A 12,092-nucleotide genomic window follows, 5' to 3' on the forward strand; every position below is an offset into this window, starting at 1 on the left:
CGTTAAGCCAGCTTGTGAGTATCTACGACGCTGTTTTGCGTACCAAAGCCATTAGGCACATAGCCGTCTGCCTGGTCATCGTTGTCCCAATGCTCGCCATTGATCAAATACCTGAAATGATACTCTTGCCCTGTTGGTAAGCGGTGTTTTAGCTTAAATCGTTTGTCTTTTTTATTAAATTTCATCGTTAAAGGCTGCCAATCGTTAAACTCTGCAACGAGTTCCACCTTGATAGCTTCAGGATGAGTGATTTCAAACGTGACTTCTGCTTCGTTTTTTGTTTTGAAAAAACGCTTAGTTAACATTGTGGGCTCCAAAAAACCGCTAGGTTGTTTATCCTTGCCACAGTGCCGTGCCCGTTACAGCTAGACTAACGGTTGCTGTGAAACTACAAAGCATAATTGCTTATTGTCTGCGTACAGTGTGTACGCTTCATTACAGTGCAGTGACAGTCCAGCCTTGCACTAATATGGTGATTTTCACTTAGAAAGCTGGCACAACTGCCTGTATATTAGTATACGGGCAATAAACGCGCCAAAACTTGTTAAAAAGTTAGGTGAGAACTATTCTCGTGTAAAGTGAATTTAATTGATACTTGATCTTAAACACACCACAGCTGTATTAATTTATTAGAATATATGCGGGCACTGAGCTGCGATTGAAACCACCATCAATTAGGTGTAAAACATGTCATACTTAGGGCTTATTTATAGTATACTTAATGCTCCTGGCAGGGACGAATTTCTTTAGGTAGGTGGATACGCTCAATCATGCAAAGTGTTTTTAAAAATATAGCAACCTGTATTGTCTGTTTTGTTGTGATTGGCATTGTCGTTAGCTTGCTGTTTACAAAACACGTGGTCGACATCCAGACTGGTCGCACCACTATGGCGGTATATAATCAACCCACCAACTCCCAGTCAGAACATACGCCCTGGTATGCTTTCCTGTTTGCTGATCAGCGGTTTTTGTTGGTAAAAAACGAAACACATGTATTGCTGAAGCACGATCAATCAGCATTTACCTCAGCCCCCGTAAAGCAGGTCATGAAACGTGTATTTTCTTCCCCAGTCTTGCTGCTGCTTGTTATGGTGATGCTGCTCTTAACACTAAACAGGCTGCGAGAGTTAAGACAACAACATGCCCGAGCTAAAGCACTTACAGACATTGACCGAGATCTCAAAGACATAATTAGCGGCCTCGAAATTGATTACAAAGCCTTGCCGATCGGTGGCTCTGTTGCTCAGATCAGCCACGCTGTTCATACCATTGCAAGTAATATTCAACGTATCAAAATTAAAACCGACAGCCATGTCTTTCAGGACAAACTAACAAAGCTGATAGACCGCCATGCCTATATCGAACACATCAGTAACGAGTTAGCCATGGCAGAACAGCAGCAAAGTAAATGTGGTCTGTTGTTTATCGACCTGGATGGTTTTAAGCAAGTTAATGATTCATTCGGGCATAGTTTTGGCGATGAAATACTCATACAGGTTGCCGAGCGTTTGTGCCAGGTTGTACGCCAATACCAATTGCAAGCACTGCATGCCGTGCATGGGCTCGATCAAAACCTGTCCAGACTCGGCGGAGACGAGTTTTCTATTTTTATCCCGGAACTCAAAGACACGGGCTTTTGCACTGAAGTAGCGCAAACCATACTTGGGGAAATTGAACGCGATTTTGTCCTTGGCAATAAACTTGTAAAAATCAGCGCCAGTATCGGTATTGCCGTATACCCCGACAGTGCAGCGACGCCGAATGCATTGCTACAAATGTCTGATGTCGCTATGTACCGAGCCAAAACAGATGGTCGCGGAATTTTCCGCGTTTACTCCCCGGAAATGGGCAATAAAATCCGCCGCTACCATTACCTGCTGGAAGAATTACGTCTGGCCATTGCTTCTCAGAATTTTCATCTATCATTCCAACCAATTGTGCATGTTGAAGATTGCTCCATTGACTACTTTGAAGCGCTCGCCAGATGGCACCACCCCATTGAAGGCCTGATCCCGCCGTCTGAGTTTATTCCCATTGCGGAAGAATCCAACCTGATTTTGGATCTGGGAGACTGGATTCTGCTAGAATCTTGCCGGCAAATGTCCGCCTGGCACAATGCAGGTATGAAACGAGTGAGAATTTCAGTAAACGTCTCTGGGATTCAACTCAAGCATCGTGCTATTTTTGATTGGGTAATGGCTGCGTTAGAAAAAACAGGCTTACCACCCACTTCTTTGATGCTTGAAATCACCGAATCAACACTCATAACCGCCAGTAATGAGATCATTGCTCAGCTCGAGCGTTGTCGCTCTGCCGGTGTGACTATTGCTATCGATGACTTTGGCACCGGATTTAGTTCACTCAGCACGCTTGCAGATCTGCCAATAGACGTAATTAAAATTGACAAACTGTTTATTTCACAAGCCAAAGACAACCCTAAATACTACAAGATCCTTAATTCAATCAGTGAGCTGGGTGCACAACTTGACCTTAAAATTGTGGCTGAGGGTGTTGAACAGGTCGACCAATTTGAGTTGGTCAAGCAAATGGGGATCCGCTGCGTACAAGGATACCTGGTCAGCCGCCCGGAAACCTCCAGTCGCGTCGGCAACAAAGTACTGAAAAGCAATATGAACCACATTGCATCCACCGGTACTAGCGTATGGCTGCCGGAGTCCAGCTAACGATGTGGGCTCCCCTCAGCGCTTAAACTTAGTCTCTAAAATCACCGACGACGTTGTCCGCTCAACGCCTTCAAGGTTCCCTATGTCATCGAGCAACTGACTGAGTTGCTCCAGGCTTTGCGCCTCAACTTCTGCAATCATGTCGTATTCACCACTGATGGCATATAAAGCTGAAATGTTGTTAATTTGCTTCAGCGCATTATTTGTTTGCGCAGTCAACTTTTGGCGGACCTTAATAGAGACATGGGCCGCAACCTGAGATTCCTGATACTGCCTGCCCAGTTCAACACTGTAACCCTGAATAACACCACTAAGCTCTAGTTTTTGCAATCGACTTTGCACTGTGGTTCTGGACATATCCAGAATCCGTGCGAGCTCTGAGATGCTGGCACGGGCATTTTTCCTCAGCTCAGAAAGTAAACGTTCGTCTTGTGAATGGATCATTGTGAAAACTTAAATCGTCATTTTGACTGTTATTTTAATCATTTTATTTATTTTTGCACTGCAAATTGACAACACAACGCGTAATAATGACAAAAAAGCGGGGAAAGCGAGTTTGTCTGTTGCAGATGAGCGCTTAATTCAACCCTGAGATGTAAAGTTTTTTAAAGAGGAAGTCGTCATGCAAGTGAATCGCGAACTGTTTAACGAAGTAATGGTACCTAACTACAATCCGTCTGAAGTAATCCCAGTTAAAGGTAAGGGTTCACGTGTTTGGGACCAAAAAGGCGACGAGTACATCGATTTCGCTGGGGGTATCGCCGTAAACTGCCTTGGTCATTGTCACCCCGCACTCGTCAACGCGTTGAAAGAGCAAGGTGAGAAAATTTGGCACCTGTCTAACGTTATGACTAACGAACCAGCCCTTCGCCTGGCGAAAAAACTCACTGACGCAACCTTTGGTGAGCAAGTTTACTTTGCAAACTCAGGGGCCGAAGCAAACGAAGCAGCATTGAAGCTGGCACGTCGCTGGGCCATTGATAATTACTCAGAAGAAAAGACACAAATCATCGCCTTCAACAAAGGCTTCCATGGTCGTACCTTCTTTACTGTCACCGTAGGTGGCCAGGCAGCATACTCAGATGGTTTCGGTCCTAAGCCGCAAGATGTTACACACGTTGATTACAACGATCTTGAGACCTTCGCTAAGCTTATCTCTGATAAGACTTGTGCGGTTATGATGGAACCGCTGCAAGGTGAAGGCGGTATTATCCCACCAACGAGCGAGTTTATTCAAGGTGTCCGTGAGCTGTGTGACAAGCACAACGCGTTGTTGATCTTTGACGAAGTACAAACGGGTGTTGGACGCACAGGTGATCTTTATGCCTACCAGGGTCTTAACGTCACTCCAGATATCCTGACCACAGCCAAAGCACTAGGTGGTGGTTTCCCAATTGGCGCAATGCTAACAACAAAGGAAATCGCTAAGCACCTGAAAATTGGTACTCATGGCTCAACGTATGGCGGCAACCCGTTGGCATGTGCTGTTGCAGAAGCAGCATTTGACACAGTCAACGACGTGCAGCTGCTGTCTGATGTAAAGCGTAAAGAACAACTATTCCGCGATGGTTTGGCTGCCATTAATGAAAAATACAATGTATTTAGCGAAGTACGCGGTAAAGGTTTGTTGCTTGGCGCTGTGTTGAATGACAAATTTAACGGCCGTGCCCGTGACTTCCTGGTTGCCAGCGGTAAACATGGCTTGATGGCACTGGTTGCAGGTACCAATGTTGTTCGCTTCACACCTTCTTTGGTAATCCCGGATGAAGATATCCAGGCTGGTCTGGCTCGCTTTGAGCTGGCTGTAGCGGATGTTGTAAACGGTTAATTATGAAGGGCGCCCCTGCGCCCTGTTCAAATTATGCAAGTACTCAGACCCATTTCAAACAAAGACTTTGCAGCTTTGAAAACCATTGCGATTGAATCTGGTCATGGATTCACGTCGCTGCCGGTAGACGATGATTTGCTGAGCAGTAAAATTGCACGCTCAGAGCAGAGCTTTGATAAAACAGTTAAGCAACCGCAGGACGAAGGCTATTTATTTGTCCTTGAAGACAGTGACACAGGTGAGATCCTGGGCACAACTGCGATAGAAGCCGCGGTTGGTATGCAAACACCTTTGTACCACTATCATTTGGGCAAAACAGTCCACCATTCACGCACTCTGAATGTTTACAACACAGTAGATATTCTGAGTATGTGTAATGATTATACTGGTGCATCCGAGATCTGTACGCTTTTCCTCAGGGAAGCGTTTCGTCAGGGTCTTGCTGGTCGTTTTTTATCTCGCTCTCGTTTTAACTTTATGGCATTACATGCCGACCGTTTCAGCGATACGGTGATTGCAGAGATGCGTGGTGTCAGCGATGAAGATGGACACTCTCCTTTCTGGCAATGGCTACAGGAACATTTCTTCAGCATCGAATTCCCGCAAGCGGACCACCTGGTTGGACTAGGAGACAAAGTATTCATCAGTGAACTGATGCCTAAATACCCAATTTATGCCAACTTGCTTAGCAAAAAAGCGCAAGCTGTCATCGGTCAGGTACACGAGAAAACTAAGCCTGCCCTGCGCCTGCTGGAAAAAGAAGGCTTTGAACATCGGGGCTACGTAGACCTGTTTGATGCTGGCCCTACCGTCGAGTCCAGATTACATAACATTAAAACAGTACGAGAAACCAAACGTGGCAAAGCACAAATTGTGGAGTCAGGTGAATTAGACACCGTGAATGGTGAAACCTGGTCAATATCCAATTGTCGTTTAGCAGATTTTCGCGCCACCTTTGATACTCGCGTCAGCTGGTGTGCTGAAAGCAGCTCATTCAGGATCACTGCCGACATTGCATCTGCACTGAAGATTGTCGACGGTGAAGAGATCAGCGGATTCTTACTGTGAAATACTTTCGAGCGTCAGGGCAGTAAAACACATTTTGCACTAACCTGATGTTCCAACCGAATTAAACAATTGCGTCGTGCTTAGTCGTAATATTTAACGCGGCTAAGCCGCCTTTTTAAGGATTGTCATTATGCACAACAATGTAGATAGCTTATTTGAAAAACTATGGAATAACTACCTTGAAGTTACTCCATCAGCCGTAAAGGTCCATGAACTACTTGGCTCTACGCAACAAGATGATGTGATCAACGACCACATTGCTCTGCGTACCTTTAACCATGAGAAAATTGGTCTGGAAAAGCTGGCTGCGCATTTCAAAGCGGTGGGCTATACAGAATGCGGTGAATATCACTTCGAAGCCAAAAAGTTATACGCCAAACACTTTGAGCACAGCGATCCGACTAAACCAAAAGTATTCATTTCTGAGCTTCTGGTAGAAAAGTGTTCACCTGAGCTGCAAGCTATCGTTAACGAGCTGGTCGAACAAATCGATGAGCAAGCAGTTAGCGCTGAAAACTTCCTATATTCAGGCACGCATTGGCAAGTTAGCCATGAAACCTACAAACAACTTTTGGCTGAGTCTGAATATGCAGCATGGATGGCAGCCTGGGGCTACCGTGCAAACCACTTCACGGTGAGCATCAATCACCTGGCTAACTTTGAAACCATCGAGGCCGTTAACCAGGCTCTGAAAGATGCCAAATTTGAATTGAACGCATCAGGTGGCGAAATCAAAGGTTCACCAGAAGTGTTACTTGAGCAATCTTCTACGCTTGCTGACCAGCATGCGGTTGCTTTCAGCGACGGTGAATTCAGCATCCCAAGCTGTTTTTATGAATTTGCCCTGCGCTACAATAAACCAGATGGCGAGATCTACACAGGCTTTGTTGCAGCATCAGCTGACAAGATTTTTGAAAGTACTAACGCGCGTTAAGCGAGCTATCACAGTAACTTGTCAAAGCAGTCGTTCGACTGCTTTTTTTTTGCCTGAGTCGTTCGACTGCCTTACTTATTATCTGAACAAGCTATTTCCTCTGTCAGATCAATCCCACGCATTAAAAACTATGTCAGTATGCAGTAATACTCAGGTTGTCCAGGCACGCATTTCAGACTACGTTTTTAGCTATCGTCCTACAACCTTAACGAAACTGTCATTTATGTAAGCTAGCGTAGATGTTGTGTAGCTGACAACGTATTGCGGTCATGACAGTGAAACTGCCAATGAGGTACAGCTGTGAATATTGAACCTAAGTTAAGTGTGCTGCTAAATCGCCAGATGTCGGTCAGATCCCCCATGGAACATCCGGCATTGGATGACAAGAAAGCGTATCGACGAGCGCTAAAGTACTGGCAAAATGAGCTATTACATGTACAACAAGCCTATTACCATCAGGGTCGCCGCGCATTGATCGTGTTCGAAGGCTGGGACGCAGCCGGAAAAGGCGGCGCAATTCGTCGCATTACCGAACGACTTGATCCAAGAGGTTATCAAGTATTTCCCATCAGCGCGCCAAAACCAGAAGAACAAAGTAAACATTATCTCTATCGTTTTTACAATAAACTGCCAAAAGCAGGCACCCTGACCATTTTTGATCGCTCCTACTACGGCCGGGTATTAGTCGAACGCATTGAAGCGTTTGCCACCCGGAATGAATGGCAACGCGCCTATCAGGAAATTAATGAATTTGAGCGCCTTCTCTATGACGACAAGGTAAAAGTCGTTAAGTTGTTCTTGCATATCAGCGCCGAAGAACAGCTTAAGCGCTTTGAAGAACGTCTCAATAATCCTTACAAACGCTGGAAACTAACTGAAGAAGATATTCGCAACCGCAACAGGCGTGACGATTATGAGCAAGCCATAGATGACATGTTTGCCCAAACCGACACCCAACAGGCCCCTTGGCATCTGGTACTCGGAGAACATAAATGGTATACCCGAGTGGAAGTATTGAAAACGCTTGTAAAAACACTTAGTGAAGGGGTAGATACAACTCCCCCACCGGTAGACCCGAATGTAGTCAGACTGGCAAAAGAGCATTTAGGTATCAAACACAAGAGGAAGGACTAATGGAAAGAGCAGATGTACTCGGTCAGTACTTTGACCAGCATGATGGCACTCACCCTAACATGGCGTTGCCCAAGCACAGCAAGATGGCCGCCAGCGCATTTCGCTTTTTCCGCGGCAGTGCTCCGTTGATGTACCGGGATATGGCAAATGACGTCATTGCATTGCCTCAGTCCCTTTTTGAACTTCCCCTCACCAATGTGCTCGGTGATTGCCACGCCAGTAATTTTGGCTTTTTAAGTGAAGAAGGTTCACATGGCGAAACATTGGTTTTTTCACCTAACGACTTTGATGACGCCTGTGTTGGCCATGCAGTTTGGGACTTGTTTCGATTTCTTGTCAGCTTACCTCTGGCCCAGCAAGAAGGCGCCCTGCTACAGAGCACAAGCGAAGACCTAAAGCTCAGACAAAAACCCCTGGCAGATAAAGCGCAAGTGCTTCAGGCCCAGCACACCTTCATCGACAGCTATGTGGCCACCTGTGAAGCGTCGTTGCGCGGGGAAAACAATAATCAAAGCGCACTCACTGAGTTCAGTCAGGAGCACATTTTACATAAACGCTGGCAAAAAGGCTTACAGCGTCTGGTTGGAGGCGCAGCCTTCAACCTCAAAAGCAGCCTGGCGAAAGAGGTTGACTTAAACAATCCTCCGCTCAGATTTAAGGAAGCCGATGAAAAGTTTTCACGGCTACATGAAGATTTTCGCACTACACTGCTCGAATATTTCCGGCCTTATGTCGACGATGAGATTATCGACTGCGTTGAACGCCTGGACGCCGGAACAGGGTCAAACAACTTAAAACGTTATTACCTGCTCGTAGGCCCTAAATTTTGCTCATCGGCAGAGTTGTATCATATTGTCGAAGTCAAACAGCAACAACTTGCCGCACCATTGCACTATTACACCGATCTAAGTCCAACAAACCGGCTTAATCACGCTCACCTGACCGTTAACTGTCAACGCAAGATGCAACGTCGGCCTGACCTGGTTTTGGACGATGCTCTGTGGCAAGGTACTCACTGGCTGGTGCGCTCTCGCCATCATGCACGTGTTGGCATTGATCCCGAGCATATTGTGCTTGGCAAACGCGCAGCACAGAGAAACGGCTTAAGCCAATATGCTGAAGCCTGCGCTACAGCACTGGCTTACGCACATATGCGTGGCGATCGTCGCTCATTGATGTTTCAGCAAGTCGTCGCTGATATTTTACCCGTGGCCAAAGCCGAGCTACTTAACGCAGCAAACCTCTATGCCAATCAGGTAGAACAAGACTGGGGACTATTTTGCTCACTCAGAAAGTAATTGCTTTGGCATAGTCACAACCAAAAAGTCATCAGCCAGACGCAGCGTCCCCTGATAATGTGCTCTGGCTTCATGCTCTACGTCGTCGAGCATCCCTTCACCATGATAACGAACACTGAAATGGGTAAGTGTCAAAGCAGGTATATTGTGTTGTTGGGCAAACAACGCAACACGCTTGGCGTCACTGTGGCCGGTGTGTGTGCCAACTCTCATAAGGTCTGGGTGAGTAAATGTTGCCTCGTGAACCAGCATATCGATGTCGCCGCAATAGGGTGACAATAAAGTGGGCTTTTCGTTATCACCACAAATAATCACGACCCTTGGACGCCAACTAGGAAACGCATACGACGCAGCGGACAAATGTCGGCCTTTATAAATCACGTCCTCGCCTTTTTGTAACAAGTTATAGTGCGCCCCACTCGCTACACCTTCGAGCTGCAATTGTTTAACCCGAAGTTTTCGAGGGATCAGGGTTTCTTTAATCTTAAAACCAAAACTCGGTACCCGGTGCTTAAGGGGAATGATTTCGATATGGCAAAAACCGACAGTAATGGAATGATCGCTTTGCTCTATTGCCATCGTATGTAAGTCAAACGGCAGTGTGACCTGGGTAAGTGTCAGCGTCGACATGACAAACTGGATAACGGCCTGCGGTGCAATAAGGCAAACAGGTTCAACCCTGCCTGACATGGCCATCGACGCCAGTAACCCCGGCAAGCCATAGCAATGGTCACCATGGAGGTGACTAATACAAATCACACTCAAATGATAAGGAGACAAGGTCGATTTTAGAAGTTGGTGCTGAGTGGCTTCACCACAATCCACCAGCAACCAGGACTTGGTTTTCTCAAAACTGACGCCTGTTGCAGAGACATTTCTGCTCTGGCTCGGGCTGCCTGACGAGGTCCCTAAAAAATGTAATTGCAAAACTACTCCAAAAATATGAGCTTAGGCATTGATCCTGCCACAGCTTAAGTTAGAGTGAAACTAGTTCGGTTGACTTCATATTAACCGGTCAGTCAAACTTGGTTTGAGTTTACTTGCACGCCAATGCACACAACAGGAGCGTAAGATGAAAAACGATTTAGACAGTCGCCAAATCCTGGCCGTTTACGAATACATCCAACAACACGGCGATGCCGATGAGAACGGCAAATTGTTCGAAGGGATCCGAGCATACTCAGACCCGGATGGTTACACAATATATTTAGAAGGCAGTGCGCTGCTACTCAGGTTTGGGTTTCACAATACCTATCACCTCGATTACCAGCACGAAAAAAACAAAGAAGATTTTATCAACAAACTTAACTTTATCTATCAAATGGCTAATGAGTCTAAAGAGTAACCTGTATTTGTCGGTACAAATGGCAGTTTTACTCATTTTGTCTCAGAATTTTTCAAAATTAACGCGTAGCTATAAAACAAATGCCCGATTGGTGGTAGAGTAACGGCATTTTTTATAATTGAGAAATTTGCTATGTCGAAGGCTGTAGAGACGTCAGCTGATCAATCCAACCCACAGCAAAAACAAGGCGGCCTGTTTAACCGCTTTTTAGCGACGGTTGAGTTCCTGGGTAACATGTTGCCCCACCCTATTACCCTGTTTGCCATGTTCTGTGTCGCCATTGTTATATTTAGTGGCATCGCCGACTGGATGGGCCTCAGTGCCATAGACCCACGCCCCGAGGGCGCTAAAGGTAGAGCACCAGATGGGGTGATTGAGGTCGTTAGCCTGATGAGTGCAGAAGGTCTACAGCGTATCGTCACTGGCCTAGTTACCAATTTCACTGGATTTGCGCCATTGGGCACAGTACTGGTTGCATTATTAGGTGTGAGTGTTGCCGAGCATTCAGGTATGCTTTCTGCTGCTATGCGTGGCATGGTAATGGGCGCATCCAAGCGTTTAGTCACTTTCATGGTCGTGTTTGCCGCCATTCTCTCCAATACCGCATCGGAGCTGGGTTATGTTGTTTTAATCCCACTTGCCGCCATGATCTTCCATAGCCTTGGTCGCCACCCGCTAGCCGGTCTCGCAGCTGCATTTGCCGGGGTTTCTGGTGGTTACAGCGCAAACTTACTGTTGGGCACCATAGATCCACTGCTTGCAGGGATCACAACTCCTGCTGCACAGATGATAGATCCAACTTACCAGGTTGGCCCGGAAGCAAACTGGTATTTCATGATGATCTCTGTATTCCTGATTGCTATCGTAGGTACCTGGGTGACAGAAGCGATTGTTGAGCCGCGTCTTGGTAAATACAACCCTGACGAGGCCAGTATTGATTTGTCCAGCAATAATATCGAGCACCTGACTGCAACAGAAAAATCTGGCCTGAAATGGGCTGGCGTCGCTTTGTTGGTTGTATCTGCCTTACTGGCGCTAACCATAGTGCCAGAAAATGGCATTCTACGTCATCCGGAAACAGGTGCTGTCGCCGGTTCACCTTTCCTAAAAGGCATCGTGGTCTTTATTTTTGTAACATTTGCAATTCCTGGCTTTGTCTATGGACGAGTAGTCGGTACCATGCGTAATGATCGTGACGTAATTGATGCTATGAGTAAAAGCATGAGCTCAATGGGCATGTATATTGTACTTGTATTTTTTGCTGCTCAATTTGTTGCTTTCTTTAAGTGGACAAACCTGGGCACGATTCTGGCGATTAATGGCGCAGCTATGCTGCAGGCGTTAAACCTCACCGGCCCGGAAGTCTTTGTACTGTTTATTTTGATGTGTGCCGTTGTGAACCTAAGCCTTGGGTCTTCTTCAGCACAATGGGCAGTGACCGCACCAATCTTCGTACCAATGCTTATGTTAGTTGGTTATGCACCTGAAACCATCCAGGCCGCCTACCGTATTGGTGACTCAGTAACAAACCTGATCACGCCAATGATGAGCTATTTTGGTTTGATACTGGCCGTGGCTACTAAATATAAAAAGGATATGGGAATAGGCACTCTGGTCGCGACTATGCTGCCTTACAGTATGTGTTTCTTTATCGGTTGGGTTGCACTTTTCTATATCTGGGTATTTGGTTTCGGCTTGCCAGTCGGGCCAAACTCTCCGATTTATTATCAGCCCTAACAAATTTATGCCAGCGCAAGCTGGCATTTTTTTTGGCGAATGTGCAAGGTTCTATTTGTTTAAT

General features: G+C 46.2%; 11 protein-coding genes. 8 read left to right on the forward strand and 3 right to left on the reverse strand.

Translation table 11 applies throughout. From position 1 onward, the window contains the following. Nucleotides 1-2: 2 nt before the first annotated feature. Complete coding sequence (locus tag MHN31_RS00500) at nucleotides 3-305, reverse strand: isoamylase early set domain-containing protein (RefSeq protein WP_010381125.1); 303 nt, start codon at nucleotides 303-305, stop codon at nucleotides 3-5. A gap of 465 nt (nucleotides 306-770) precedes the next feature. Between MHN31_RS00500 and MHN31_RS00505 the strand changes: the two genes are divergently transcribed. After that, nucleotides 771-2,684, forward strand: a complete 1,914-nt coding sequence (locus tag MHN31_RS00505; protein ID WP_125557072.1) for an EAL domain-containing protein — start codon at nucleotides 771-773, stop codon at nucleotides 2,682-2,684. 15 nt (nucleotides 2,685-2,699) lie between these two features. Here MHN31_RS00505 and MHN31_RS00510 read toward each other — a convergent pair whose 3' ends face one another. Then, on the reverse strand, nucleotides 2,700-3,128 hold the full coding sequence (locus tag MHN31_RS00510; RefSeq protein WP_239443149.1) for an Lrp/AsnC family transcriptional regulator: 429 nt from the start codon (nucleotides 3,126-3,128) through the stop codon (nucleotides 2,700-2,702). 178 nt (nucleotides 3,129-3,306) lie between these two features. Here MHN31_RS00510 and MHN31_RS00515 point away from each other — a divergent pair, with 178 nt between their 5' ends. From MHN31_RS00515 to MHN31_RS00535, 5 genes are all read left to right on the forward strand, one after another. Next, nucleotides 3,307-4,512: an aspartate aminotransferase family protein gene (locus MHN31_RS00515; RefSeq protein WP_125557074.1), complete on the forward strand. Its 1,206-nt coding sequence runs from the start codon at nucleotides 3,307-3,309 to the stop codon at nucleotides 4,510-4,512. 33 nt (nucleotides 4,513-4,545) lie between these two features. Next, complete coding sequence (gene astA / locus MHN31_RS00520; RefSeq protein ID WP_239443150.1) at nucleotides 4,546-5,580, forward strand: arginine N-succinyltransferase; 1,035 nt, start codon at nucleotides 4,546-4,548, stop codon at nucleotides 5,578-5,580. A 130-nt stretch (nucleotides 5,581-5,710) separates the two neighbouring features. After that, nucleotides 5,711-6,514: a DUF1338 domain-containing protein gene (locus MHN31_RS00525; protein WP_125557078.1), complete on the forward strand. Its 804-nt coding sequence runs from the start codon at nucleotides 5,711-5,713 to the stop codon at nucleotides 6,512-6,514. A 300-nt stretch (nucleotides 6,515-6,814) separates the two neighbouring features. Continuing rightward, nucleotides 6,815-7,648: a polyphosphate kinase gene (locus tag MHN31_RS00530; protein ID WP_239443151.1), complete on the forward strand. Its 834-nt coding sequence runs from the start codon at nucleotides 6,815-6,817 to the stop codon at nucleotides 7,646-7,648. Further along, nucleotides 7,648-8,946, forward strand: a complete 1,299-nt coding sequence (locus MHN31_RS00535) for a DUF2252 family protein (RefSeq protein WP_125557080.1) — start codon at nucleotides 7,648-7,650, stop codon at nucleotides 8,944-8,946. Before MHN31_RS00530 ends, MHN31_RS00535 begins: the two co-directional genes overlap by 1 nt. On the opposite strand, the gene MHN31_RS00540 is transcribed toward MHN31_RS00535, so the two are convergent. Then, nucleotides 8,932-9,873, reverse strand: coding sequence for a ribonuclease Z (locus tag MHN31_RS00540; protein ID WP_194867166.1), 942 nt, complete (start codon nucleotides 9,871-9,873; stop codon nucleotides 8,932-8,934). The genes MHN31_RS00535 and MHN31_RS00540 overlap by 15 nt on opposite strands. A gap of 145 nt (nucleotides 9,874-10,018) precedes the next feature. On the opposite strand from MHN31_RS00540, the gene MHN31_RS00545 reads away from it, so the two are divergent. Continuing rightward, nucleotides 10,019-10,291, forward strand: a complete 273-nt coding sequence (locus MHN31_RS00545; protein ID WP_125557084.1) for a DUF3081 domain-containing protein — start codon at nucleotides 10,019-10,021, stop codon at nucleotides 10,289-10,291. 132 nt (nucleotides 10,292-10,423) lie between these two features. Beyond that, nucleotides 10,424-12,028 (forward strand): AbgT family transporter, encoded by a 1,605-nt coding sequence (locus MHN31_RS00550; RefSeq protein WP_010381107.1) that lies wholly within the window; start codon nucleotides 10,424-10,426, stop codon nucleotides 12,026-12,028. Nucleotides 12,029-12,092: the final 64 nt, after the last annotated feature.

This window comes from Pseudoalteromonas sp. McH1-42 (assembly GCF_022347845.1).
Lineage (GTDB): Bacteria > Pseudomonadota > Gammaproteobacteria > Enterobacterales > Alteromonadaceae > Pseudoalteromonas > Pseudoalteromonas rubra_D.